33 protein-coding genes are annotated in these 24,788 nt (G+C 56.3%); 12 read left to right on the top strand and 21 right to left on the bottom strand.

Going from position 1 to position 24,788, the window contains the following annotated elements; genetic code table 11:
• The first annotated feature begins 20 nt into the window (after positions 1–20).
• Positions 21–1,334: a LysM peptidoglycan-binding domain-containing protein gene (locus tag K3729_02940; protein ID UWQ99772.1), complete on the top strand. Its 1,314-nt coding sequence runs from the start codon at positions 21–23 to the stop codon at positions 1,332–1,334.
• A gap of 73 nt (positions 1,335–1,407) precedes the next feature.
• Here the strand turns inward: K3729_02940 and K3729_02945 are convergent, their stop codons facing one another.
• On the bottom strand, positions 1,408–1,716 hold the full coding sequence (locus K3729_02945) for a transcriptional regulator (GenBank protein ID UWQ99773.1): 309 nt from the start codon (positions 1,714–1,716) through the stop codon (positions 1,408–1,410).
• 1 nt (position 1,717) lies between these two features.
• The gene (locus K3729_02950; GenBank protein UWQ99774.1) at positions 1,718–2,695 is read right to left on the bottom strand and encodes a sodium-dependent bicarbonate transport family permease; all 978 of its coding nucleotides are present in this window, start codon (positions 2,693–2,695) and stop codon (positions 1,718–1,720) included.
• Positions 2,696–2,897: 202 nt separating this feature from the next.
• Here K3729_02950 and K3729_02955 point away from each other — a divergent pair, with 202 nt between their 5' ends.
• A complete protein-coding gene (locus tag K3729_02955; GenBank protein UWQ99775.1) occupies positions 2,898–3,908 on the top strand; it encodes a C4-dicarboxylate ABC transporter substrate-binding protein in 1,011 nt (336 codons plus the stop codon).
• Positions 3,909–3,988: 80 nt separating this feature from the next.
• On the opposite strand, the gene K3729_02960 is transcribed toward K3729_02955, so the two are convergent.
• On the bottom strand, positions 3,989–4,633 hold the full coding sequence (locus K3729_02960; protein ID UWQ99776.1) for a carbonic anhydrase: 645 nt from the start codon (positions 4,631–4,633) through the stop codon (positions 3,989–3,991).
• 210 nt (positions 4,634–4,843) lie between these two features.
• Here K3729_02960 and K3729_02965 point away from each other — a divergent pair, with 210 nt between their 5' ends.
• The 3 genes from K3729_02965 to K3729_02975 all read left to right on the top strand — a co-directional run bounded on the left by K3729_02965 (position 4,844) and on the right by K3729_02975 (position 7,483).
• Positions 4,844–5,182 carry a hypothetical protein gene (locus tag K3729_02965; GenBank protein UWQ99777.1) on the top strand — a complete coding sequence of 113 codons (339 nt, stop codon included), beginning with the start codon at positions 4,844–4,846 and terminating at the stop codon, positions 5,180–5,182.
• Between the two features lie 97 nt (positions 5,183–5,279).
• The gene (locus tag K3729_02970) at positions 5,280–6,659 is read left to right on the top strand and encodes a leucyl aminopeptidase family protein (protein ID UWQ99778.1); all 1,380 of its coding nucleotides are present in this window, start codon (positions 5,280–5,282) and stop codon (positions 6,657–6,659) included.
• Positions 6,656–7,483 carry a C40 family peptidase gene (locus tag K3729_02975; GenBank protein ID UWQ99779.1) on the top strand — a complete coding sequence of 276 codons (828 nt, stop codon included), beginning with the start codon at positions 6,656–6,658 and terminating at the stop codon, positions 7,481–7,483. Before K3729_02970 ends, K3729_02975 begins: the two co-directional genes overlap by 4 nt.
• 25 nt (positions 7,484–7,508) lie before the next feature.
• On the opposite strand, the gene K3729_02980 is transcribed toward K3729_02975, so the two are convergent.
• From K3729_02980 to K3729_02995, 4 genes are all read right to left on the bottom strand, one after another.
• Complete coding sequence (locus K3729_02980; protein UWQ99780.1) at positions 7,509–7,841, bottom strand: DUF2794 domain-containing protein; 333 nt, start codon at positions 7,839–7,841, stop codon at positions 7,509–7,511.
• Positions 7,842–8,091: 250 nt separating this feature from the next.
• Positions 8,092–8,388 carry a hypothetical protein gene (locus K3729_02985; protein UWQ99781.1) on the bottom strand — a complete coding sequence of 99 codons (297 nt, stop codon included), beginning with the start codon at positions 8,386–8,388 and terminating at the stop codon, positions 8,092–8,094.
• Complete coding sequence (locus K3729_02990; protein UWQ99782.1) at positions 8,379–8,675, bottom strand: hypothetical protein; 297 nt, start codon at positions 8,673–8,675, stop codon at positions 8,379–8,381. Before K3729_02990 ends, K3729_02985 begins: the two co-directional genes overlap by 10 nt.
• A complete protein-coding gene (locus tag K3729_02995) occupies positions 8,666–8,941 on the bottom strand; it encodes a hypothetical protein (protein ID UWQ99783.1) in 276 nt (91 codons plus the stop codon). Before K3729_02995 ends, K3729_02990 begins: the two co-directional genes overlap by 10 nt.
• A gap of 124 nt (positions 8,942–9,065) precedes the next feature.
• On the opposite strand from K3729_02995, the gene K3729_03000 reads away from it, so the two are divergent.
• Positions 9,066–10,178 (top strand): S-(hydroxymethyl)glutathione dehydrogenase/class III alcohol dehydrogenase, encoded by a 1,113-nt coding sequence (locus K3729_03000; GenBank protein UWQ99784.1) that lies wholly within the window; start codon positions 9,066–9,068, stop codon positions 10,176–10,178.
• 44 nt (positions 10,179–10,222) lie between these two features.
• On the opposite strand, the gene K3729_03005 is transcribed toward K3729_03000, so the two are convergent.
• A complete protein-coding gene (locus K3729_03005) occupies positions 10,223–10,858 on the bottom strand; it encodes a TetR/AcrR family transcriptional regulator (protein UWQ99785.1) in 636 nt (211 codons plus the stop codon).
• Between the two features lie 125 nt (positions 10,859–10,983).
• Between K3729_03005 and K3729_03010 the strand changes: the two genes are divergently transcribed.
• The gene (locus K3729_03010) at positions 10,984–11,961 is read left to right on the top strand and encodes a rubrerythrin family protein (GenBank protein UWQ99786.1); all 978 of its coding nucleotides are present in this window, start codon (positions 10,984–10,986) and stop codon (positions 11,959–11,961) included.
• Between the two features lie 68 nt (positions 11,962–12,029).
• Here the strand turns inward: K3729_03010 and K3729_03015 are convergent, their stop codons facing one another.
• Genes K3729_03015 through K3729_03040 form a run of 6 tightly spaced genes read right to left on the bottom strand, consistent with a single transcriptional unit; the run spans position 12,030 to position 16,701 of the window.
• Positions 12,030–12,608, bottom strand: a complete 579-nt coding sequence (locus K3729_03015) for a GNAT family N-acetyltransferase (GenBank protein UWQ99787.1) — start codon at positions 12,606–12,608, stop codon at positions 12,030–12,032.
• Positions 12,609–12,617: 9 nt separating this feature from the next.
• Positions 12,618–13,877, bottom strand: a complete 1,260-nt coding sequence (locus K3729_03020; GenBank protein UWR00916.1) for a molybdopterin molybdenumtransferase MoeA — start codon at positions 13,875–13,877, stop codon at positions 12,618–12,620.
• A gap of 2 nt (positions 13,878–13,879) precedes the next feature.
• Positions 13,880–14,677, bottom strand: coding sequence for a molybdopterin guanine dinucleotide synthesis (locus tag K3729_03025; protein UWR00917.1), 798 nt, complete (start codon positions 14,675–14,677; stop codon positions 13,880–13,882).
• A gap of 17 nt (positions 14,678–14,694) precedes the next feature.
• Positions 14,695–15,186, bottom strand: coding sequence for a molybdopterin-guanine dinucleotide biosynthesis protein B (gene mobB / locus K3729_03030; protein UWQ99788.1), 492 nt, complete (start codon positions 15,184–15,186; stop codon positions 14,695–14,697).
• Positions 15,183–15,764: a molybdenum cofactor guanylyltransferase MobA gene (gene mobA, locus K3729_03035; protein UWQ99789.1), complete on the bottom strand. Its 582-nt coding sequence runs from the start codon at positions 15,762–15,764 to the stop codon at positions 15,183–15,185. Before mobA ends, mobB begins: the two co-directional genes overlap by 4 nt.
• A 58-nt stretch (positions 15,765–15,822) precedes the next feature.
• Positions 15,823–16,701 (bottom strand): formate dehydrogenase accessory sulfurtransferase FdhD, encoded by an 879-nt coding sequence (locus tag K3729_03040; protein ID UWQ99790.1) that lies wholly within the window; start codon positions 16,699–16,701, stop codon positions 15,823–15,825.
• A gap of 61 nt (positions 16,702–16,762) precedes the next feature.
• Between K3729_03040 and K3729_03045 the strand changes: the two genes are divergently transcribed.
• Together K3729_03045 and K3729_03050 are read left to right on the top strand one after the other, a co-directional pair.
• Entirely contained in the window at positions 16,763–17,467 is a 705-nt protein-coding gene (locus K3729_03045; protein ID UWQ99791.1) for an AzlC family ABC transporter permease, read from the top strand.
• Positions 17,464–17,799, top strand: a complete 336-nt coding sequence (locus K3729_03050) for an AzlD domain-containing protein (GenBank protein ID UWQ99792.1) — start codon at positions 17,464–17,466, stop codon at positions 17,797–17,799. Before K3729_03045 ends, K3729_03050 begins: the two co-directional genes overlap by 4 nt.
• On the opposite strand, the gene K3729_03055 is transcribed toward K3729_03050, so the two are convergent.
• The 4 genes from K3729_03055 to K3729_03070 form a co-directional block, all read right to left on the bottom strand.
• Entirely contained in the window at positions 17,796–18,365 is a 570-nt protein-coding gene (locus K3729_03055; GenBank protein ID UWQ99793.1) for a hypothetical protein, read from the bottom strand. The two genes, K3729_03050 and K3729_03055, sit on opposite strands and share 4 nt — an antisense overlap.
• Positions 18,365–18,499 (bottom strand): aa3-type cytochrome c oxidase subunit IV, encoded by a 135-nt coding sequence (locus K3729_03060; GenBank protein UWQ99794.1) that lies wholly within the window; start codon positions 18,497–18,499, stop codon positions 18,365–18,367. The genes K3729_03055 and K3729_03060 overlap by 1 nt, the downstream gene beginning before the upstream one ends.
• Before the next feature lie 74 nt (positions 18,500–18,573).
• Positions 18,574–19,044, bottom strand: coding sequence for a hypothetical protein (locus K3729_03065; GenBank protein ID UWQ99795.1), 471 nt, complete (start codon positions 19,042–19,044; stop codon positions 18,574–18,576).
• Positions 19,041–19,505, bottom strand: a complete 465-nt coding sequence (locus K3729_03070; GenBank protein UWQ99796.1) for an Lrp/AsnC family transcriptional regulator — start codon at positions 19,503–19,505, stop codon at positions 19,041–19,043. The genes K3729_03065 and K3729_03070 overlap by 4 nt, the downstream gene beginning before the upstream one ends.
• 106 nt (positions 19,506–19,611) lie before the next feature.
• Here K3729_03070 and K3729_03075 point away from each other — a divergent pair, with 106 nt between their 5' ends.
• A complete protein-coding gene (locus tag K3729_03075) occupies positions 19,612–19,848 on the top strand; it encodes a hypothetical protein (GenBank protein UWQ99797.1) in 237 nt (78 codons plus the stop codon).
• On the top strand, positions 19,848–20,612 hold the full coding sequence (locus K3729_03080; protein ID UWQ99798.1) for a class II glutamine amidotransferase: 765 nt from the start codon (positions 19,848–19,850) through the stop codon (positions 20,610–20,612). The genes K3729_03075 and K3729_03080 overlap by 1 nt, the downstream gene beginning before the upstream one ends.
• Here K3729_03080 and K3729_03085 read toward each other — a convergent pair.
• Positions 20,609–21,637: an MBL fold metallo-hydrolase gene (locus K3729_03085; protein ID UWQ99799.1), complete on the bottom strand. Its 1,029-nt coding sequence runs from the start codon at positions 21,635–21,637 to the stop codon at positions 20,609–20,611. The two genes, K3729_03080 and K3729_03085, sit on opposite strands and share 4 nt — an antisense overlap.
• A gap of 25 nt (positions 21,638–21,662) precedes the next feature.
• Positions 21,663–23,366 carry an acyl-CoA dehydrogenase gene (locus K3729_03090; GenBank protein ID UWQ99800.1) on the bottom strand — a complete coding sequence of 568 codons (1,704 nt, stop codon included), beginning with the start codon at positions 23,364–23,366 and terminating at the stop codon, positions 21,663–21,665.
• 113 nt (positions 23,367–23,479) lie between these two features.
• On the opposite strand from K3729_03090, the gene K3729_03095 reads away from it, so the two are divergent.
• Entirely contained in the window at positions 23,480–24,430 is a 951-nt protein-coding gene (locus K3729_03095) for a threonylcarbamoyl-AMP synthase (protein UWQ99801.1), read from the top strand.
• 28 nt (positions 24,431–24,458) lie between these two features.
• Here the strand turns inward: K3729_03095 and K3729_03100 are convergent, their stop codons facing one another.
• Positions 24,459–24,785 (bottom strand): hypothetical protein, encoded by a 327-nt coding sequence (locus K3729_03100; GenBank protein UWQ99802.1) that lies wholly within the window; start codon positions 24,783–24,785, stop codon positions 24,459–24,461.
• Positions 24,786–24,788: the final 3 nt, after the last annotated feature.

The raw sequence follows: 24,788 nt of genomic DNA on the forward strand, positions 1-24,788 counted from the left end.
TTAAGTTCTAGAGGTTCCAAATGAATAATTTTATAAAAGGCGCAGTTGTCTGCGCAATTGCTTTGCCGTCTTCGATTTCGGCCGCCACCCAAAGCAACGCAATCGATATCGCATGTGGCCAGACCTATACAGTTGTCAGTGGTGATACCCTAAGCGGTATTAGTCTGCGGGCCTACGGGTCGCTGTTGTATCAACCAATCTACACCGCAAACGTCGATACCATCGGTGCAAACCCTGATATGATCTATATTGGTCAGAATTTCATGGTGCCGTGTCTGTCTGATGATGGAACCGTTGTGGCGGCTGTCGAAGATCAGTTGATCTTTACCTTTAACAAAGCATCCGCCCCGCCATTCATCATTAACAGCGGAATTGTTGATGCCTATCTCGCTGAAATTGCAGAGGTGACCGAAGGGCGTGTGACCTTCGTTGATCCAGAAGTCATGAACCGTGATCATGCAGCCCAGCTTGATCTGGTCACAAGCGGTGCGGTGGATGCGACATATGCCCTGAATTCACATTTGGCAGACAGCCACCCGTTGCTGCAATTGTCGATGGAGCCGATGTTCGGTGGCTCCGCCGAACAGACCGCTGTTTCTATGTGGCGGTTGCACGAGGATTATTTGGCGAAAGCTGACTATTTCCCTGAAGCAGAGCTGCTTGGCTTCATCGCCTCGCCAGCTGCTCATATCTGGCGTGACGAAAGCATGCCGGTTGTCGCTGGTGAAGGCATAGCTGCGAAAAACGATTATGCGATCCCGTATTTTGACGGGCTTGATACACGTGGTCCAGCCGCGATGCGGGCTGAAGTCGCGGATTGGACTGCGACCTATGAAGCGACCCACGACAATGATCCGACGTTCTTTTTGGCACACGGTGCTGCGATCGCGCTTGGCATCTGGAACGAAGAATCGACCGTTTCAGTGATGGAAGTTGATAACGGCCTGTATACGCCAACGTTTTCGGTTGTGATGTCAAACGACGCATGGGCGCAAATTTCGGCTGAAGATCAGGCTGCGATCCGCGAAGTATCGGGCGAAGCGCTGGCCCATCGGTCTGCCGCATGGGATGATTTCGACAACTCTTTCCGGTCGCGGATGTTGGACCTTGGTCTGAACTTTGCAAAAGCAGATAAAGCTTTGCTTGATGACCTTTGGTTGAGTTCTTTGACGGATTTGAATGCTTGGACCCAAGCCGCGACAGATTTGGGTATCCCAGCGAACGAAGCGGTTAATGCCTACCTTGCCGATCTACGGTCGTTGGAAAACCGCCTGATGTACCGGTCTGACGAAACCTACGTGGACCAGCACCCGTTTGTGACTGGCGGTCTATAGGCGCTTAAGAATGTAACCTAATGATTTTGAACATAGCGAACGGGCCGTGCATATTGCGCGGCCCGATTGCGTATCAGAACCGTTCTGCGCGTAGCACTTGCGCGTCAGTCACGGACACCACGCCGATATGGGGTTCAACCACTGCGAATGCGGCTTCGAGCAGGCCGTCCAGCCGTTCTGGTTTAATCAGGCACACCACGTTCACCATGCCCGATCTGCCGACTTGGCCGTCGCGGGTCCACTGTCCGGATCGGCCTGATCCACCGATCACTGGCATGATCGTGTAGCCCGTCACCCCTGCTGTGTTTAAAGCGTCGGTTAGGCGGCTTTCCAGTGGGGCTTCGATGACGATAGACACCCGTTTTGCGTCGTGCATTTCCATATCAGGCTCCAGTCATGGCTTGGGCAATCGCGAGGTAGATCGGAATGCCGAGTGTCAGGTTGAACGGGAACGTTACCCCGAGCGACAGTGTCAGGTACACTGCCGGATTCGCTTGTGGCAACGCCACCCGCATCGCGGCAGGCACGGCGATATAGCTGGCAGAGGCGGCAAGCACCATCATCAGAACGATCCCACCCAGCGACAGGCCAATCAACATTCCCAGTGCCAGTCCGGCGATGCTACCGACAAGCGGCATGGCGATGCCGAAGGCGACCATCGGTAGTGTCACGACCCCTTTGGCTTGGCGCAGTCCGCGCCCCGCGATCAGGCCCATGTCGAGCAAGAACAGGCACAGCACGCCTTTGAATGGGTTCACGATAAAGGACTCAATTTCAGCCAAGCCTTTTTCGCCCGTCACCGCGCCGATTGCGAAGGCACCGACGAGCAAGACAATGGACCCGTTCAGCATGATTTCCCGCATCAATCCGGGCGCCATTTTGCCGCCTGATCCGGAACGGGCGACCAACCACAAGGCGGACAGGATCGCCGGTGCTTCCATCGCGGCGGCGACGGCGACCATGTAACCTTCAGCGGCGATCATTTTGCCTTCAAGGACGGATGTAGCGGCCACAAAGGTCACGATCGAAATTGACCCGTAGTGCGCGGCGACGGCGGCGGCGTCAGTCGCATCCAGTCGGGTCAATATTTTCAGCAGGGCAAAGGCGATGAATGGCAAGCCGAACGACAGAACGATACCCGCCGCGACTGCCGACAACAGCGTGCCATCCACACCGTGGGCTGCAACCGATGCGCCACCTTTGAAGCCGATGGCGAACAAAAGGTAGATCGACATGCCTTTGGCCACGGCTTCGGGGATCGTCAGGTCGGATCGGGCAAGTGCTGCAGCAAGACCAAGCGCAAAGCTAAGAATAATTGGCGAAATCAGGTTCGCGGCGGCAAGATCGAAAATGTCGGTCATGTCGGTCCTTATGCAGTTTTAGCTTACTTAGCGTTACGTCCAGATGCTGCAAGTGCAGAATTCCGAGAAAAGCGAAGACAACCTGCGGAATTTCGCAGTCTGGCAGGCAATTGGTGCGCGGATTTCTTCATGAATGCGATGGTGGCGCTGCTATAGCCTCTTTTTTGAGCAGAAAATAGATAATGCTGGGAGGAGATACAATATGACCAGAAGCCTAATCGCGACAGCCGCCACGATCCTTTGCGTGAGTACACAAATCGCAGGAGCCGCCGAATGGGACGTTTCGCTGTGGGGGGAACGTCGTGCCTTTACTGAGCACGTCGAAAAGTTGGCTGAACTGGTTGCCGAGAAGACGAACAACGAATTTAGGCTGAATATTTCCTACGGTGGCTTGGCGCCTAGTCGCGAAAATTTGGATGGAATTTCAAAGGGTAGCTTTGAAATGGCGCAGTTCTGCGCAGGATATCATCCGGAAAAGAACCCAACGATCACAGTGCTTGAACTGCCGTTTTTGGGGGTGACATCGCTCGAACAGGAGATCGCGCTTTCGTTGGCTGTTTATCGTGACCCGATCACCCAAATCGATATGTCACGCTGGAACGCGACCCTTTTGATGCCGTCGCCGTTGCCACAATACAATATCATGGGCGCTGGAAACCTGCCGTCTTCCCTGTCCGATTTCACTGGATTAACCGTCCGCGCAACGGGCGGTGTCGGCAAAGCGATTGAAGCGCTCGGCGGTGAATTGGTGTCCATTCCGGCGCCGGAAGTTCAAGCGGCTATGGCATCCGGTGAAGTTCGCGCCGTCAGTTTTGCACCGCATGCCCATATGGCATTTGGCACCGTTGATCAGGGGTCATGGTGGACCAGCAATTTGAACCCCGGAACTGTGAATTGCCCGGTTGTGGTGAACACGAAGGCGTTGAGCGCCCTGAACGAAGCGCACCGTGATGCGTTGATGTCATCCGTGGATGAGGCGCTTGATCATTATGTTGCGTATTACGAAGGGGCCACAATGGACGCGTGGGGTCCGGCATTGGCGGAAAACGAAATTGCGGTGCTGACATTGCGCGACGATATCATTGCGTCAATCAAAGACGAGGTTGCGACACCTGCGGCGCAGGCGTGGATCGAAGAATACTCAGCCCGCGGTTTGCCGGCTCAACAGCTTTACGAAAAGGTCATTGCGATCATTGAAGGCACTGAAAACTAAAGCGTCGTTTGCCACCCGCCTCAAACTTGCGCAAAGCGTTTGGAGCGGGTGCATATCGTGTAAAGTCGACTGACTATTGGTCAGATTGCGTGATAGCCGTTTTCGAGATCGAATTCTTCCAGCGTGCCTTCGCCGATGTCGTTCCACAGCCCATGAAGTGACAGGCGTTCGCCTTCTACAGCGTCCTTGACGAACGGGAAGGTCATCAGGTTTTCAAGCGACACCAGCACGGATTCTTTTTCCAGCGCTGTGAGCCGTTCTTCGTCAGTCCCGTTAGGCAAACGGTCGTAACCCGGACGTAAAATGTCCATCCACCGGCCAACGAAGCTGGTTTTTTCTTCCAGTTCCGGCGCGTTGCCTGAACACATGTGGTAGCAACCAGCGACCCCGCCACAGGTCGAATGCCCCATCACGATAAGATGCGACACCTTAAGCGAATTCACAGCATATTCGATGGCCGCAGACGTCCCGTGATAGTCACCGTCCGGATTGTAGGGCGGCACAAGGTTGGCCACGTTCCGGTGAATAAAGAATTCGCCTGAATCCGCCCCGAAAATTGACGTCACATGGACCCGACTGTCGCAGCAGGAAATGACCATCGCACGTGGATGCTGCCCATCTTCCGCCAAATGCTTGTACCAACTTTTGTTCTCTGTGTAGGTCGTGGCTTTCCAACCTTGGTAGCGCTTGGCCAGATAGGCGGGCAGGGGGCGGCGGTATGGCATTGTGGTACTCCCGAAAAGTTCCTTGGCTGATATGTCGAATTTGCTCGGATTTCGAGAGGTTTTTGAACCTTTTCAATTGTCCGGATCAACACTTCGGATACCAACACACGCTATAACAAGGGTATGACTTATCACAGCCCCCTTCTGGCACCGCCGCCAGCCCGCCCCGCTGCCCGCATCGCTGTCTTGCGATGTGAGGAACAGTTTACAATGGATCCGGCCCCTTTACGCACGTTGTTCGCCGCATTGCCTGATCATGAGGCCGAAGATATCGTTTGCCGCGCTTTGGAAGATATCGCCGCCAAACTGGACTATCTGCAGAATGGCCGCACAACGGGTGCGTTTTCGGAAATTTCCGCCCCTGCCAAGCGTTTAGCTGCCGTTGCCGAACAGATTGGCCTGACCGAAGTTGCTTTGGTTGCACGACACACATCTAACGCGGCTGAAATGCAGTGCGGTGTGGCGCTTGGGGCGACTTTGGCTCGTCTCGAACGCGCGTTTGATGCGGCAGTCAGTCATGTTTGGGATTTCCGCCACTATTCCCACTGATCCGGTCCAGAGGCTCCCGGCGGTTCCGTCACGATCATCCTTGCAGCCCGGACCTGTGTTGCTAGTCTGGTGCAAAATGCCCGAAATAGGATGAGATATGTCGCTGACGTTTGCCCCGGACGATGCAGAAAGCATCCCTCTTTACGTAATTTCTTCTGAAAATTTGGACGCTATTCCCGCCGAAGCGCGCGCTTGGGCGGATACCAACGCTTTTGTCGGCAGCTTGGGGCAGACCTTAGTCGTGCCTAGTGCGGATGGTGCGATTGCCTGTGCGCTGGTTGGATTTGGGACTGCGAATGCCCGCGCGCGTGGTCGGTTCCAAATTGCGGAAGCCGCGACAAAGCTGCCTGTCGCAACCTATCACATTGCCGCTGGTCTGGATGGATTAGCGTTGGAAGAAGCTGCGCTTGGTTGGCTTTTGGCGGGATATTCGTTTGACCGGTACGTCAAGCCGTCGAAACCAATCGCTCAATTGAAAGCACCCGAAGGTGTTGATGCGGCGCGGCTGGAAATCATTGCGGCAGGCGAGGCATTGACCCGCGATCTGATCAACACGCCAACCGCCGACATGGGCCCCGGTGATCTGGAGGCCGCGACACGTGCTTTGGCTGACGAGCATGGTGCGTTGCTGCATGTGACCTCGGGTGATGATCTGCTCGAACAGAACTTTCCCATGATCCACACCGTTGGCCGTGCCGTTGGTCCCGACCCACATCGCGCCCCGCGCTTGATGGACATGACATGGGGTGACGATGGTCCGACACTGGCATTGGTCGGCAAAGGCGTGTGTTTTGATACGGGCGGTCTGAACATCAAACCGGGCGCATCTATGGGACTGATGAAAAAGGACATGGGCGGTTCCGCGACTGTGCTTGGCCTCGCACACATGATCATGGCGCTTAAACTGCCATTGCGGTTGCGGGTGCTGATCCCTGCCGTCGAAAACAGCATTGATGGTACAGCGTTCCGACCGCAGGACATTTTAACGTCTCGCAAAGGTTTGACTGTCGAGATCAACAACACCGACGCCGAAGGACGGCTTGTGCTGGCCGACGCGCTTGCGCTCGCGGATGAAGCGACGCCTGATCTGGTGATTTCCATGGCGACGTTGACCGGCGCTGCGCGTGTGGCGGTTGGCCCTGACATTTCGCCGTACTTCACCAACGAGATGAAATGCGTCCAAGCGCTTGAAACTGCTGCGATTGATGTGGCTGATCCGGTCTGGCGGTTGCCGTTCCACGAACCTTACGAATCCATGATCGAACCGGGGATTGCTGATCTGGACAACGCGCCCAAAGGTGGATTTGCGGGAACGATTACTGCAGCGCTTTTCCTGCGCCGATTCGTTGAAGCGCCTTACGTGCATTTTGATGTCTACGGATGGCAGCCTGTCGCGCAACCAGCCCGTCCAAAGGGCGGCGTTGGCATGGGCGCGCGCGCGATCCTTGCGGCGTTGCCTGCGATGCTTGACCTGTGACGGACCGCCGGATCACACCTGCAAACGGACGCGTCGCGGCGCGCCATTTGCAGGGCATTGCCGCCGCTGAAAAATACGTGGACGGCACGCCAATGCGGGTCACGCGCCCTATCGTTGATCTTTGCGCAAAGCCTGCGGGAAAACGGGATCGTCAGCTGTTGCTAGGGGCGGGCGTGACTGTGTTTGAAACCCACGACGGGTGGTCATTCATTCAATCAGATGCGGATGGATACGTAGGCTATGTGCCCAGCGATACGCTTGACGACACCAAAGCGCCCACGTTTCGGATCGCGACGGCGGCGACCCATGCTTACGAGACCGAAAGCTTCAAATCAGCCGACCTGATGCGCCTGACTTTCGGGGCGCAGGTCACGGTCATTGATGAGCGGCCCAAGATGTACGAGACGCCGCAGGGCTTCATTCCGAAAAAGCATTTGCGCCCGCTTGATCGGCCATTCGCCGATCCTGTCACAGTCGCACAGCTATATTTTGGAACACCTTACCTGTGGGGTGGCAATAGCACCGCAGGTGTCGATTGTTCGGGACTGGTGCAAGCCGGTCTACAGGCCTGTGGTCAGTTTTGTCCGGGCGATAGCGATATGCAGCAAGCGGAACTTGGGCAAGATATCGCGCCCGACGCGCTGCTACAGCGCGGTGATCTGATTTTCTGGAAAGGTCATGTTGGTATCATGGTCGATGCGGATGTGTTGTTGCATGCTAATGCGCACCACATGGCGACGGCATATGAACCCATCACAGCCGCAACCATCCGGATCAAAGCGCAGGGCGATGGAGACATCACCGCGCGGAAACGGATCGTTTAGGCGCCATCGTTGCTACGCCAGACGTTTAATCGACGATGCGGATCAATTTGCGTTCAAGCACCCGCAGCACGGATTTCAGGTCGTTGCCGCGTTTCAGCACCTGACCATCAATGCCGATCAGCACATATTGGCCCTGTTTCATCCGCAATTTGGGGCGCTTTTCAATTCGGTAGATCGGATTTTCGGCGGTCCGTTTGAAAACAGAGAAAACGGCAAAATCCCGAAGGGATGATATCCCGTAATCCCGCCATTCACCAGCTGCCACCATCCGACCGTAAAGCGACATGATCACGGATAATTCGGTGCGGTGAAAAGCGACCTGTTCGGGCAGCGGGCGGTGTAGTGATGTCAAAGTCATAGGAATCATTTTGGGGCAACAGGGCAAGGAATCAAGGCTTTTACCCACAACGCCCCAATCTTGCCCCAAAATGAACGGTACAATGCCTTGGACCGAACGACATGCTGCCACTTGCAAACGTCAAACCAGTACTCAGCAAAGTGCTACTCCGGTGCTGCATTCGATAGCCCCCACCCAGTGTGCGGCACCGGAGACTTTGTGAACCTTCCCACACATCAAACCACATGCCGACGCATTAGGCTGATGGCTTTTAGCCGCAGATGATCCGGCGGATCGTGTTGTTCGCACCGATCTCGAACCCAAGCCGGTCGGGGTGGTATTCTTGGCTTGCCACAGTGCCGGGGCGGATGATCCGGATTTCGCCGGGCCGGAAACCGCGTTCCAGAACAAAAGCATCTTGCCCGATGATCCCGCTATACCGCGCGGCCCCGCAAGTATCGTCAAGACCGGTCGGGATCGGATTCGCGACCGGTGGTTCAATGATCGGGGTCGCAGGGATGCAAGCTGTGCAAAGGGTGCCAAACAAGGCCAAAATAGTTAACCGCATGTGATTGTCCGGATGCTTTCATCCGCTCCAATATAAAAGTTGATACGTTCAGGTCGCAGATCTTCGGTCACGGCGTCCCCTGGTCTGATGACGCGGACTTGGCGCAGGATCAGGACGCGTTCAAGCGCTGTTGCATCTTGGCCGACCAGATAGCCATAAGGTGTGGCCCCGCAGGTATCCGCTGCCCCGACGGGGACCGGATCAACCGAAGGTGCGATAATTGCTGGGGGGCGGGTGCTACATGCCGCGAGGGCGCAAAGTACTGCAATGCCAACCGTTATCCGCATGACAGACCAATAATCATGCCATCTGCGTTGGTTTCGATATTCAACCGACCGGGCACGTAATCTGTGGTGACAACGGTGTCAGGCCCTACGACCCTGTCATTCAGATCAGCAGGCAGTGTCACAGCCGCGATGTTCGATCCAAGCAGTGCGGTATGGCCTTGCACCCCACACGGGTCGGTTTCGTCGACAGGCGCGTTGCCTGATGTACCTGCGCAACCGCCGAGAACAACAGCGGCAAAAGCGGAAAGAAGAACATAATTTTTCATGAATGCACTTTGCCGCGTCGTGGTTTGTCTTGGCAAGCCCTGAACGCTGTCTGATTGCACCCTTGAAAGAGGATGTTTTTGCCCGCAAGACTGACATGAGACACATTATAGAAAGGTCACGCCCATGCGTACTCGTGCAGCTGTCGCCGTAGCGGCCGGAAAACCACTTGAGATTATGGAGGTCAATCTTGAAGGCCCGCGTGCGGGTGAAGTTTTGGTCGAGATCAAAGCAACGGGTCTATGTCACACGGATGAATTCACCCGTTCTGGCGACGATCCCGAAGGTATTTTCCCCGCGATCCTAGGCCATGAAGGCGCAGGCGTTGTCATCGAAGTTGGTGAAGGTGTGACATCGCTGGAAGTCGGCGATCACGTGATCCCGCTCTACACGCCTGAATGTCGCGAATGCGAATATTGCCTGAATCCGAAAACGAACCTGTGCCAGAAAATCCGGTCTACGCAGGGCGCTGGGCTTCTACCCGACGGATCAACACGCTTTTCCATGCTCGATGGCACGCCGATCCATCACTACATGGGCTGTTCCACCTTCGCGAACCACACTGTTGTGCCTGAAATTGCGCTCGCGAAGGTCCGTAAAGACGCCCCTTTTGATAAGATTTGTTATATCGGTTGCGGCGTGACGACGGGCATCGGGGCTGTGATCAACACGGCGAAAGTCGAGATCGGATCGACCGGTATTGTCTTTGGTTTGGGGGGCATTGGCCTGAACGTGATCCAAGGTCTACGCCTTGCGGGCGCGGATCAGATTGTTGGTGTTGATCTGAATGATGGCAAGGTCGAGATGGCGACGCATTTCGGCATGACCGACTTTGTGAACCCTTCGAAAGTCGAAGGTGATCTGGTTGCCCATTTGGTCGAACTGACTGGCGGTGGTGCGGATTATACCTTTGATGCCACGGGCAATGTCGGCGTGATGCGCACAGCACTTGAAGCGGCGCACAAGGGCTGGGGCGAAAGCATCATCATCGGCGTGGCCCCTGCCGGTGCCGAAATTTCCACACGGCCATTCCAGTTGGTCACAGGTCGCAGCTGGCGCGGGACCGCGTTTGGTGGCGCATCTGGCCGGACGGACGTGCCGAAGATCGTGGATTGGTACATGGACGGCAAGATCGAGATTGACCCGATGATCACCCACAAGCTGTCATTGGATGAGATCAATCATGGCTTTGATCTGATGCACGAAGGCAAATCTATTCGGGCCGTTGTTGAATTCTAAACCACCCAAATGAACACGAGAGGGGTCGCGCTTTGCGGCCCCTTTTACGTTTTGGCGGGGTTTGTCCCGTAACAGGCCATGAACATAGCCACGGCGCCATCGACGACACGGTCAATCTCTGCCTGTGAAAACGTCCGGTCCATGTTGAAGACAATGCGCGGGAACAGGTCTGCTTTGCAAAGCTCCGCAAATTGGTCTGCCGCCAAGGGCACATCTGCGATGTGTAGATCGCCACGCAGGGTCGCATCGGTCAAATAATCGACGATCCGCGAGCGCACCATCATGGGGCCGCTTTCGTAGAATTCTTGTCCAAGTTCGGGAAAACGGTCACTTTCACCAACACAAATCCGAAAGATGCGCAGTCCGAAATCCGACGTGAGAAAGTGGACCATTTGCAGCGCTATGTCGTGCAGAACGTCCCGAACTGGACCGTCCATGTCGATGGTCGCGATCGCGCCTTCGGCTTGGCGTTGGCATTCGGCCCGCGCGACTTCCATGAACAACAGGCGTTTGTCGGGAAAGTAGCTGTACAGCGTCGCCTTGGACACCTGTGCCGTTTTGGCAATGTCGTCGACGCTGGCCCCTTCAAAGCCGTCAGCCATAAAGACTTTGCGCGCGCCTTCTAGAACTTGCGCAAACTTGCGACCTTTTTTGACTGTGGGCAGGGTGCCGTCGGGCATGGTGTATTGCTTTCATAGGGAGGTGAGGGGAATATAAACTATTCAGTTTACTTTGGGCAAGTGCGCGCGCCTTGCCCCTTGCGGAACTTTGCCTATATTAGAATCATTCTAAATTGAGGTCTGCTATGATTCCCGGATTTGCCCATCGTCGTCAGTTCAAAGATTTGTCTGAACAGGAAATATTAGCGCTCGCCATATCATCCGAAGAAGATGATGCCCGCATTTACCGCCAATATGCGCAGGCGTTGCGCGAGGACTATCCGGCGTCGGCTGCGGTATTTGACGGCATGGCTGTCGAAGAAGACGGCCACCGTCAGCGTTTGATTGATCTGCACCAAACGCGGTTTGGCGATATGATCCCGTTGATCCGCCGCGAACATGTGGCGGGTTACTATGCCCGTCGCCCCGTTTGGTTGATCGAGAACCTGTCGCTGGACCGTGTCCGCAGTGAAGCGTCACAAATGGAAAGCGATGCCCAACGGTTTTATGAAACGGCTGCCGCCCGTGTGACTGATGCCGCCACCCGCAAATTGTTAGGCGATCTGGCAGCCGCCGAAGCGGGACATGCAGAATTGGCCGATGATTTGGCCGAAACCCATCTGGGTGCTGATGCCAAAAGCCAAGAAGATGATGCCGCCCACCGCCAGTTTGTGCTGACATGGGTTCAACCTGGTCTTGCAGGTCTGATGGATGGATCCGTTTCGACCCTGGCCCCGATTTTTGCCGTGGCATTTGCGACGCAGGATACATGGACGACTTTTCTCGTCGGGCTGGCCGCATCTGTTGGTGCGGGTATTTCGATGGGTTTCACCGAAGCCGCATCTGATGATGGTCAAATCTCTGGCCGAGGATCGCCGTACAAGCGCGGCGTTGCTGCGGGTGTCATGACCACCATCGGCGGGTTAGGCCATGCGTTGCCTTATCTGATCACGGATTTCTGGACCGCGACGATCATCGCCTTGATTGTGGTGTTCGTTGAGCTTTGGGCGATTGCATGGATTCAGAACAAATACATGCAGACGCCGTTTGTGAAGGCCGTCTTTCAGGTTGTTCTGGGCGGTGCGTTGGTCTTTGCAGCAGGTGCTTTGATCGGGTCGGGTTAAGTATTTTTCTGCGAAAAATGTGAGGGCGCTGCCCTCACACTCCCGAGATATTTAAGACCAAAAGAAGATCAGAGCGCTTTGATCATCGTCGTAGCGCTGCGGAATTTGAAGATGTGACGTAGCGGGCCGAGATGGCTGGTTTTTAGTTTTGTAAAACCGTGGCGTTCGTAAAGCGATTTGGCGCGGGGGTTGGTGTCGATGACATCAAGGCGCAATTCCGGATATCCGCGATCGCGTCCTTCTTGCATAATGGTGTGGAGCAGGGCGCTACCGATCCCTTGTCCACGGGCAGCGGTGTCCACGAAAATACCGTCCATGAGGAAGCGTTTGTTTTCGACATCGCGGTCAAGCAGTGCAAGCAAACCTGCCCGCCAGATCGCCCCGATGTGGCCATAGATCGCGACCAGATCGCTGTAATCGCCGCCGACGAAGGCACCGTCATAGGTTTTGAAACCGACGACCCCTAACAATTGGCCATCATCATCGGTTGCACAGATCGCTTGGTTCGGATCCATGACCCGCTGAATGAACCGGAGCGCCTTGTCGCGCGGCCCCATCGTCATCCCGAGCTTCTGTCCGAATGCGTCCCAATAAAGCGCCGCTGCATGTGCTTCGGCCCCATCGGGGATGCCTGCCTGAATGCGCATTTTGATGCCCTACAAACCCATTTCAGTAAAAGGCATGTAGGTAACAGGCGTGCCCGGTTCAATGGACATGGCATGATCGGGTAGGGCTACAAGACCGGTCGCCCAGCTTAGCCCAGAGACACGGCCCGATCCTTCGGACCCGAAGATTTCAACCTCGCCCTGGCGGGTCAGGCGCGCGCGCAGGTATTCCTGACGTCCTGCCTTTTTGGTTTTGCTGAAAGCAGCTGGCAATTGGTAGCAAATCGGTTCTGCCCAGCCCGCGCCCGCCAAGACTGACAACGCAGGTCGTGCAAAGATCATTGCGCAAACGGCGGCTGCAACGGGATTACCTGGTAAGCCGAAAACAGGGGTTTTGTCCCAGATGCCAAGCGCCAAGGGGCGACCTGGTTTGATAGCCATTCGCCACAGTGCTAATGATCCTGTGTTGGCCAGCAAAGCAGATATGTGGTCTTCGTCACCGGCGGATGCACCGCCGGATGTCAGAATGACGTCGCAATCTTGTGCGGCTTGATCCAGCGTATTCTTGATCGTGTCGCGGTCATCACCAGCGATGCCAAGGTCGATCAGATCGTAGCCCCACGCCTTGATGGCGGCGCATAGCATCGGGCGATTGGCGTCATAAATCTTACCCGGCCGCGCCATTGTGCCGGGTTCAATCAATTCATCACCGGTCGACAAAACGCCCACACGCAGCCGTTTGCGCACGTTCAGTCGACCAACACCCGCAGAAGCGAGGGTCGCCAAATCGCATGGCGACAGCTTGCGGCGCCCTTGAAAAATGGTGGCGCCCTTTGCCATGTCTTCGCCCGCCTGCCGCGCATTCGCGCCGGTTTTCAAAGGCCCGTGAAAGGCTATGGCGTCTGCGCTGCTGGTAACGTCTTCTTGCAAGATGATGGTGTCGGTTCCTGCAGGTACGTCCGCGCCCGTCAGAATACGAACGGCGTGGCCGGATGGCACCGTGCCTGCGAACGGATCGCCAGCGGCGGCGCGTCCTGCGACGAGCGGGAGTTCATGCGGCCCGTCAGGAATAGGCCCCTTGAACGCATACCCGTCAACAGCGGCGTTTGTGACTGGCGGATGGGCACGTAGCGCAATCGCAGGTCCGGCCAAAATACGATCTGTACCTTCGGCCAGCGGAATACCCTCTGCCCCGCACACAGGGTGCAATTTTGCGCGCAAATGGGCCAGCGCATCAGACACAGGTGTCCAATGAGCGCCTTGCGGCATTGCGAAACAATCGTTCCGCAGAGGAGGAGGTATCAGGCCCATGGTCATAAGTGTGGGTCTCTCACGCCAAGAATCCAACCCTCGACAGGGGCGCTGATGTGCAAGTCTGCGTGAAGTTGTGTAACAGTTCTTTGTGCAAGATGGTGCGCGGTTGCCATGACCTGATGGGCGTCTTTGATGATATGATCGGGGCCTTGGCCTGCAAAAATCGTTGGCCAGATTTCAACAAAACTGATTGGGGCGGTGAGATTTTCGAACGGCCAGACGTTGATTTGATCAGGAAATGCCAGCCTTAGCTTTTGCAAGACAGGCAGGCCCATAATGATTTGAGACCCGACAGCACCAGCCCCTGACAGCTGCCAACAGGTGAATGCGCCCTTGGCAAGATGTTCGACCGCACGCCGTTCGGGGAACGGATTTTGCGTGCGTGTCAGTCCTTTGCGGGGCAAGTGATCAATATCGCGCCCCAGACCATTTCCCCAGAACGGACCAATACCCGGCAGGGTCGCGTTGATCTGTCCTGCTAGATCGAAGCGATTATTGGCTTTGGGGGCGTCTTCCACGCGGTCGGCGAACCAGTCCCAGATCGCAAGCGGATCATTGGTGCCTGTCAGGTGTTGGCCAAATCCTGCGGGATACCCGAACGGAAAATCAAACCCGATCATGGCAGTGCGGCCAGCAGTCAGTTCTGTTTCGATAAAATCCTGCGCCCAGATCGCAAAGACCTGTCGATTGCGAAAATACATCGGATTTTCGGACGTATCACCCCGACTGATACCCACCCAAATTGCATCACTGGTCGGTTTCGTCCCCCGATCATTGCCGCCGGACCAATCGACCATGACAAAGCTGTCGTAGGTCATAAGCCCGTCTCTGACAGGATGAAGTCTGCGATGGTTGCTGTGTCGTTCAGGTCAAAAACCGGACGGTCAAGGTCAAGCTGGGTGTCCGAAGCAACAGCCTTGATCGTCGGATCGTCCGTGGCGATCAACGGGTTGTTTGGTGCAGCGCGAAAGGCTTCGATCTTAGGGTGGTTGTCGCGTTTCCACCCTTCAACTAAAATCAAATCGACAGGCGCCATGTGTGCGAGCAGATCGGCAAGCGGTGGTTCCGGCGTGTCGCGCAGTTCGGTCATCATCGCCCAACGATTGCCAGATGACAGCACAACCTGATGCGCCCCCGCGGCGCGATGTCGGTAGCTGTCTTTGCCGGGATGGTCGATGTCAAAACTATGGTGCGCGTGTTTCAGCGTCGAAACGGTAAATCCGCGCCCTGTGATTTCCGTCACCAGACGTTCCATCAAACCGGTTTTGCCTGCGTTTTTGTAACCTGTGACCCCAAAAATTTTCATAGCATCGCCTCTGCTGTCTTGTGGTCTTCGGGCGTGTTCACGTTGAAGAACGCTTGATCATCAGGGAATTCAGCGGTGCCAGCGTTGTGCTTTTGCGTCCACATCACGACTTTGCGCAGGCCATCGTTTAATGCAGCGCGCAGATCGTCGCGCAATGCGACCGGCCACAGACCAAATGTGGGTTGCCTGCCGGACGGGGACGCGGCGAGCGCAAGACCAGTCGTTTCGCTTGCAAGCAAAAGCTGGGGCGTCAGGTCGCACGGGAAAAACGGGGTGTCGGCGGCGGCTGTGATGATATGGCTGTGCCCCAAATCAGCCGCGTGATCCAAGCCCGCAAGAACGCCGGACAGGGGACCAGCGAAACCGGTGATGCTGTCCGCCACAACCTTGATATCGTAGTCGGCAAATCGGGTTGCGTCGCCATTGGCGTTCAGGATCACGCCGTCCGTCTGCGGGTCCAGCCTGTCGATCACCCGCTTGAGCAGGGTTTGCCCGCCAAGGGGCAGCAGACATTTGTCACCGCCGCCCATACGCGTGGCCTGTCCGCCTGCAAGGATCACACCGAGTGGTTGTTTCATGGGGTCGGCCTTGTGCAGGGTGTTGTTTCGGACAGGTTAAAAGTCAGGCGGGATTTCTTCATCCCGCTTTCCGTCCTGATTTGCGCGGCTCATCGGCGATTTGCGATGGGTCCGCGTCGCGGATGAGTCGGTGTTCGCCGGACAGGCAGACGAAGCGCTGTCCTTTCATGCGCCCGATCAGGGTCAGCCCGCATTGCTGCGCAATTTCAGCGCCCCAAGCGGTGAAACCCGACCGTGATGCGAGAACCGGAATGCCCATAAGCGCGGTTTTGATCACCATCTCGGACGTCAGTCGCCCGGTTGTGTAAAGTATCTTGTCAGCGGCGGGCACTTTTTCAGACAGCATCCAGCCTGCGATTTTATCGACGGCGTTATGGCGGCCGACGTCCTCCATATACACCAGTGGTTGGTTGCCTTGGCACAGCACGGTCCCGTGGATCGCCCCCGCGCTCAGGTAAAGCGATGGTGTCCGGTTGATGTGGGCCGCCAGTGCATAAAGGTCGGATGTCTTTACAGTCGTTTCGGGCAGCGTGACGTTTTCCAACCCTTCCATCATATCGCCAAAGACGGTCCCAACCGCACAGCCGCTGGTGCGTGTTTTCTTTTGCAGCTTTTCTTCAAAGGTGGTCGCAGATGCGGTGCGCACAACTACGGTTTCCAGTTCTTCATCGTAGTCGACGCCCGTCACGTCTTCGCCATCGGCCAGCATGCCTTGGTTCTTCAAGAACCCTAGGGCGAGGAATTCCGGATAGTCCCCGATTGTCATCGCTGTGACAATTTCGCGGCTGTTGAGAAAAATGGTCAGCGGGCGTTCTTCGACGACATTCAGGTGCGTCGGTTGCCCGTGCTGATCTGTTCCTTGAACGGCTCGCGTCAGCCGTCCCGCAGAAGGGTCGGGCGCAATGATATAGCCGGAAATATCGTCAAGCTGAGCCAATTGTCATTCCTTTGGGTCGGCGCTAAGCGTTAAGGGCCGCACAACAACTTAGGCCGAACCCATGTTATCTGCTACTGAGAAATCCGCCTATCTTGCAGGCATTCGCGACGGTTGGCCGTTTGTGTTTGTCGCAGCCCCGTTTTCAATGCTGTTTGGTGTCGTTGCAATTGAAGCTGGGCTTAGTTTATCGCAGGCGATGGGGTTTTCTGTCGTCGTGATTGCAGGTGCGGCCCAATTTGCCGCGATGCAGATGATGGTGGACGGAGCATCTATTGCGCTGGTCCTGTTGGCCGCGTTGGCGGTGAACCTGCGCATGGCGATGTATTCCGCGTCATTGGTGCCGTGGTTGGGAACGGCCCCGCTTTGGCGGCGCGCTGCGGTGGCGTATTTCCTTTTTGATCAATGCTACATGGCGTCAATGTCTGAATATGAATCTACACCGATGTCAGTTTCGGACAGGTTCTGGTTCTTTATGGGGACAGCGACGCCATTGGTCCCAGTGTGGATCATGTTTACGGCCATTGGCGCGATTGTCGGAACGTCGATCCCGCCGGAATACGCGTTGGATTTCGCTTTGCCGATTACGTTTTTGGCGATGATCGGGCCGATGATGCGAACTTTGGCGCATGTAGTTGCTGCATTTGTGTCGATGTGTGCCGGGCTTGCGTTGATCTGGTTGCCATCCGGATCGGGCCTGCTGATTGCGGCTGGTTGCGCGATGGTGACAGGCGTCGTCGTTGAAAGCTGGATGGAGAAGCGGACATGACCTTTTCAGATGCAGAAATTTGGCTGATCATCGTGGCGCTTGGGATCGGGACCTACCTGATCCGGTTTTCGTTCTTGGGGCTGATTGGTGATCGCCCAATGCCGCCGATTGTGCTGCGCTTGTTGCGCTATACGCCAGTCGCCGTGCTGCCTGCGATGGTGGCACCTTTGGTCGTTTGGCCGGATGCAACTGGCGGTGATCTAGACCCTGCGAGGATGGCAGCCGCTATTGCAACGCTTGCTGTCGGTATTTGGAAGAAGAACCTTTTGTGGGCAATCGGGGCAGGGGCGGTCACGCTTTATGCGGGCCTGTACCTGACAGGGCAGTTTTAGTCCTGTTCGCGCACTTCACGCGTAGTCACGCCAGTTACGGCTGCAAAATCGTCCGATAGATTATTTGGAAACCACGAACTACCAACCGCATCAAAGCTGGGGAGCTGCGTCAGCAACCCGGAAATGGCGCGGCTGCAATGTGCTTTGGGTTCTGCGCCATTGGCGAGTGCAAGCCGCAACGCCTGATTAGCAACGGCTGGTGATACGGCCACTTTTTGGATGACGACGTAAAATTCGGTGCGGGCGTGGAAAGAGATATAGGCCTGTTCCGCCGCAGGGCTAAAGCCGAACAAAACGTCGTTGCGTTCCGGTGTGCTGGTTGCTTTGAAGCTTCCGGCCGGATCAAACAGAACGCGCTGTTCTGCATCGATCAGCAGTCCAGAATGGGCCCCATTGCCAGAGCTAGTATTCTTGACAGTAAACAGGGTCAGCGCGCTTGGGCCATTGCTGCGATATACTGCGGCGTTCACCGCCGTATCCGGTGCCCAAACCGGTTCAGCCGAACAGGCCGCAAGCGCAAAAGGTGCGCCCACCACAAACGCGCGTCGGGTGAGCGTCGCAGTCATTAGCCGCCGACGAGCGCCAAGAAGATCAGAAAGACGATGATTGCGATCGTGCCGCGTGTCACCATCTTGATAAAGCCGTCAAACGTCTTTTCTTGAACTGTGATGTCCATTTCGCCGTGCTTGTGGTCTGCCATGATCGTGGCCCTTCTTGATAGATTTTGCGCTGTCCTAGCTGATTCAGTGTGCACTGTCACGTGTGTAGGGCGGGTTAAGTTGCCGCATCTTCCGCATCACGTTCCAGCGCAGAGGCAAGTTGAAACCCGATCCGGTTCGGTTCGGCCTGATCAACACGCTTTGGACTCGACACTAACATGACATTCAACTGGCTGACGTGTTGCACCAGCTGCGTTTTTGCACCGGCGCCATTGGTCCCGTAATAGGTGACGATGTCGGGGTCAAAATATCCCAAACCTTCGATTTTCATGACACCGGCGTCGCCGCCGACGAAACCAAGCCCAACTTCGTGATCGCTGTCGAGTTGTTTCTCGAAATTTTGGATATAGAGGATGATCCGCTCGTAGGCCCATTGCGCCGGGCTTTTCTTGGCTGCGGGTTCTTTCATCGCTTTGGGTAGATCACCTGTCGACGGGCAGTCCTGATCGGTGGTGTGCACCTCTTTGATTTTCGGCAAGATGTCATTTTCAAGCGCTTCGGCTGAAGTTACGATTTCGTCGTTCATGAGAGGGGCACCGCCGTTGTTTCTTTGATCTCCTCCATAACAAAGCTGGCCGAGATGTCCGATACAGAAATTCGTGATGTTAGTCGTTTGTAGAAGGCGTCATAGGCGGGCACATCTGCGACCCGAACGCGTAGGACGTAATCCAGATCCCCTGTCATCCGGTAAGCCCCGACAATTTCGGGCATCCCTGCCAATGCTTTGCGGAACGTATCGATCCAACCTGCTTCGTGTTGGTTCGTCTTGATCAGAACCATCGCGGTCAATGGGCAGCCGGCGCGTTTGGGATCGACCAAGGCGACGCGGCCCGTGATCACGCCGTGCTGTTCCAACTGTTTCACGCGCCGCCATGTGGCGTTGCGCGATAGGTTCACGCGTTCGGACAGGTCGTCGACGGACAAAGTGGCATCTTGTTGCAGGTGCGTTAGGATCGACTTGTCGATTGTGTCTAATTGTTCAATCATATTGGGATCATGTCCCATCATTGGCGTAAGTGGAAGGGATGTTTGGGACGTTTTTTGCGGGATGCGATGTTAATGTTGCAGCAACACATGCACAGGAGCCGCCCCAATGTCTGATTTGTCTTCCTCGACCCAATCCGGTGTCATCGCACGCCTTTTCACTGACCATCCGGCAACTGTGAACGAAACCTATTTTGGTCACATGAAATTCGCGTTTAGCTTTGCGTTTTGGTTAGGTGTTGCGGCGTTTGCGGCTTTGCTTCACGCAATTATCCCTGCCTTATGTGAAACGACAGCAAGCCGTATCTTGATGCGCTTGCATGGTCGGATCACGGCCCGTCACTGATGTGCCGGATCGCGTCGTATATCGGGCCTGAAATCCCGCTTGAGAATATCATCGTCCGTCCGAACCATTCGTTGCTGGCTCAAAGCCAGAAAGCGAACGAAGCCAAGCTGGCCGTGAATGGCGACGGGTTTGGTGTCAGTTGGTACAATGACACATCGGATTTGCCCGGTTTGTACCGCGACGTGCTACCTGCGTGGGCGGACGACAATCTGACGAACCTGTGCCGCATGGTGCGGTCGCCGTTGTTTATCGCGCACGTGCGCGCATCAACAATGGGCGAAACCAGCCGCGTGAATTGCCATCCGTTTAGCCACGGGCGTTGGTCCTTTTGCCATAATGGTCAGATCCCGCACTTCCCCGCGATCCGGCGGCAGATGGAGGCGGCTTTGCCCGATGATCTGTATGCTGCGCGTCGTGGCACGACAGATAGCGAGATGATCTTTCTAACGCTGCTTGCGAACGGTTTGGATGATGATCCGGCAGAGGCGATGCGCAAAACGGTTGCTGCCATCACAGCACAAGAAGTCATGAGCCCCGTGAAAATGACATGTGTGCTCAGCGACGGTGAAAGCCTGTACGGTTTCCGCTACGGGTCCGACGGGATTGCGCCAACGCTGTACGTGTCAGGTACGCTCGATAATGGTGGCCGTGCGATTGCGTCAGAACCGTTGACTGGCATGGCGACGGGGTGGGACGCCATCGAACAGCATACTTTGTGCCGCTTAGGTCCAGAACAAAACGAGATGCGATCGCTCGTCGCTTAAGTCTGCCATCGCCATGCGCCATCGTCCCCCATGGTGCGCGTGGCGATGCCTGTCTGGTGCAGGTGGTTGAGGTGTGCCAGCGCCTCGACCAGCGCCAGACCGTAAGCACTGCGCCCGATCTTGCGTTTGAACAGTGGCACAAAGCATTCGCCACCTGTGCGCGGTTCTTTCAGGTGTTCGATCAACCGTTCCAGCGCCCCGTGATGATTTTCGATCATCTGACGTAGGCGTAGTGGCAGACCTGTGAACGGCAGTTTGTGACCCGGCAACACCAACTGGTCATCCGTCGCAAAGGGCTGAAAGCTTTCGCAGGCGTCGAGCCATTCTTGGACCGGATCAGCGTCTGGTTCGGTTGGATACACACCAAGGTTCGCGCTGATAGAGGGCAGCAGTTGATCGCCGCCGACGACCAGATTGTCATCACGAGACCAGAAGGTCGCATGTTCAGGGGCGTGGCCGTCGCCCATGCGGATGTCCCATGTGCGGCCACCGAATTGGACGGTGTCCCCATCGATCAGCCGCGTGTAGCCCATCGGCAGGGGATCAACACAATCGGCAAAGTTAAATGGACGTTCGGTTTTGCGATGCGCGAATTCTTCGGCAGACATGCCAGCGCGGCGATAGAAATCAAGCGCTTCGTCTGTATAGCTGGCTTGTTCGTCCAGCGTCAGCATCCGTGTCATCAGCCAGCCGGTGCGCGGCATCAGCAATTCGGCACCTTTGGCGATGAACCAGCCAGCAAGACCGACGTGATCAGGGTGGTGATGGGTGACGATCAGGCGGGACACGGGTTTACCTTGCAGTGGGCCCGCCAGCAGGGTTTCCCAGATTGCCTTGCCTTTTCGCGATGAAAAACCGGTATCGATGATTGTCCAGCTGTCACCTTCATCGAAAGCAAAGATGTTCACGTGGTCCAGCGCCATGGGCAGCGGTAGGCGCATCCAAAGGACACCGTCGGCGACCGTGATCGCCTCACCCTCGGGTGGTGGTGTGTCCCAAGGGTAGGTAATCAACGGCGTTGTCATTGCATGTCCTGTCGGCGTTGGCCGCTTAGGCTGCGAAGTCGTCTGGTGTGATGGCCATCAGATCAGCGCTGCCAGTGCGCGTATGCGCCAAAAGGCTGGCGTGCTCTGGCAGTAACCGATTGATATAGAACCGTGCAAGGCGTTCGCGCGAAGCGTCGCCTGCGACAGCGGCTTGCAGATGAGCGTGACCACCCAATACGCGCGCAAATGCACGCAGATAAGGAACCGCGCCTGCGAAACGGTCGGTCAGGTCATCCTGCGCGACCAACCATTCGGTCGTTTCACGCAGGTTTTCGATGGCCTGCCAAACAGCTTCGGCGAGGTTCGGGAATTTCTTCTTCGTGGCGTCCGTAATTTCTTGAATTTCTTCAAGCAAAGCAAAGGCGGCATCACCGCCGTCCATCAGTTTACGCGCAACGAGGTCCATGGCTTGGATGCCGTTGGTGCCTTCGTAGATCGCGGTCACGCGGACATCGCGGGAATATTGCGCGGCCCCTGTTTCTTCGATGAAGCCCATGCCGCCGTGCACTTGCACACCCATAGAGGCCACATCGATACCCGTGTCTGTTCCGAATGCTTTGCAGATCGGCGTCAGGAACGCAGCGCGTGCTTTCCATTTCGGATCGTCAGTCGCCGTTGTCATGTCGATGGCGACAGCGTTCATCAAAGCGATAGCGCGGGCGGCAAAAACCTCTGCCTTCATCGTCGCCAGCATGCGGCGCACGTCAGCGTGTTCGATAATCGCACCCGTGCCCGGTGCTTTGCCTTGTTTGCGTTCATTTGCGTAAGCAACCGCGTGCTGCAATGCGCCTTCGGCAACACCAAGGCCCTGCACACCCACGCCCAAACGGGCGTTGTTCATCATCGTGAACATGGCGGCCATACCGCCGTTTTCAGGACCGACGAGCCAGCCTTTCGCACCGGAATATTCCATCACAGCGGTCGGGGACCCGTGCAGGCCCATTTTGTGTTCCAGTGACACAACGCGCAGTTCATTGCGTTCGCCAAGGTTGCCGTCTGCGTCTGGAATGAACTTTGGCACCATGAACAGGCTGATGCCTTTGGTGCCCGGAACGCTATCCGGCAGACGGGCCAGCACAAGGTGGCAGACGTTTTCGGTAAAGTCGTTGTCGCCCCAAGAGATATAGATTTTCTGGCCGGAAATCGCATAGCTGCCGTCGCCGTTTGGTTCGGCCTTTGACCGCAGCGCACCCACGTCAGAACCGGCCTGCGGTTCGGTCAGGTTCATTGTACCGCACCATTCGCCGGAAATGAGCTTCGGCAGATACAGATCTTTAATTTCGTCTGACGCGTGATGCTCCAGCGCTTCGATCTGGCCCTGCGACATCAGCGGGTTCAACTGCAACGACAGGCAAGCAGACGACATCATATCGTTCACAGCCGTTGTCAGCGTCATCGGAAGGCCCATGCCGCCAAAGTCAGGCGCGGCTGAAATCCCGATCCAGCCGCCTTCTGCGATTGCTTTGTAGCCGTCAGCGAAACCCGGGGATGTGCGCACAACGCCGTTTTCCAGAACAGCCGGATGTAGGTCACCGGGTCGTTGCAATGGCGCGAGTACGTTTTCGCACATCTTGGCGGCTTCTGTCAGGATGGCCTCTACCGTGTCAGACGTCGCATCCGCGAAGCGATCGGTGTCCGCAACGGCGCCGAAGCCTGCGATGGTGTCCATGAGAAAACGAATGTCTTGGACCGGTGCACGATATGGCATGAGGACCTCCTGAGGGCGGCTGCGGCTTGGCAAGAACGCAAGCCGCGCTTATGGGTAAAAGTTACCCGCAAAATGTGCCATGTCCGGCACCCCATCAACTGAAACGCCACGTCATGACTTTTGCCGCCTCACGTCGACTGACCGCAGACCCGCGCGGAATCGCACAAGCGGCGCATATTTGGGCGGACGGTGGGCTGGTCGCGGTCCCGACTGAAACTGTGTACGGGCTTGGCGCTGATGCACGCGATGATACAGCCGTTGCGCGCATTTACGAAGCAAAGGGGCGTCCGTCATTCAATCCGTTGATTGTGCATGTCCCCGACTTGGCGGCGGCAGAGATATATTGTGTTTTCAATGATGATGCGCAGCGTTTAGCGCAGGCATTTTGGCCGGGCGCATTGACGCTGGTGCTGCCGATTAAGCCTGACGCGGGCATCAGCAAGCTGGTCACGGCAGGATTGGACACATTGGCCGTGCGTGTGCCCGATCACCCGCTCGCGCGTGATGTCCTAAATGCGTTCGGTGGGCCGATCGCGGCCCCTTCAGCCAATCTGTCGGGACGGATTAGTCCGACGACGGCCGATCATGTTTTGGCGGGCTTGGATGGTCGGATTGATGCCGTGCTAGATGGCGGTGCTTGCCCCGTCGGCGTCGAATCGACAATTGTTGCCTGTGTGGGTGTGCCTGCATTGCTACGCACAGGGGGCGTTCCCGTCGAGGCGTTGTCGGCCTGTCTTGGTCAGCCGCTTTTGCAGCCCGATGATCCGGACACCCCGCAAGCACCGGGACAATTGGCATCGCATTATGCGCCGCAAGGAACGGTCCGCTTGAACGTGACGGAACTGCACGACGGTGAGGTGCTTCTGGGGTTTGGTCCGGTAGATGCGGACGTCAATCTGTCGCCAAGCGGTGATCTGATAGAGGCCGCATCGCAGTTGTTTGCCTGCCTGCATCAGTTGGACGAGATGGGTGCTGCGCATATTGCGGTATCGCCAATTCCACAAACCGGATTGGGTGCCGCAATCAATGATCGCTTGAAAAGAGCGGCTGCCCCGCGCGATTGAGGTCGAATCTTCTGTTAAAGTCCGAGCCTTATCCGGCGTTTTGCCGTTCGATATAGCTGCGCAGTTCTTCCGCCTCGCGCCGTGCTTCGCGTAGGCCATCCATGGCGGCCCGCAATTCGGCTTCGGTTTGGGCGTGTTGGTTGGTCATCTCAGCTTCACGTTGCTGCAAATAAGTGATCGCCTGATCGCGCGTTTCTTCGGCGTCGTGCAGGGATTGGGCCATCTTATCCAATTCACCGATTTCGGCTTTGGTCACACGGGTAAACCGGTTGATCAGCCAGCTCGCAAACCATCCAAGGGCAAAGGCCACAAAAAGGATAATTGCGGTGGCAATGATAAATTCGGTTCTATTCACGTC

It is taken from the genome of Rhodobacteraceae bacterium S2214 (assembly GCA_025141675.1).
Lineage (GTDB): Bacteria > Pseudomonadota > Alphaproteobacteria > Rhodobacterales > Rhodobacteraceae > Yoonia.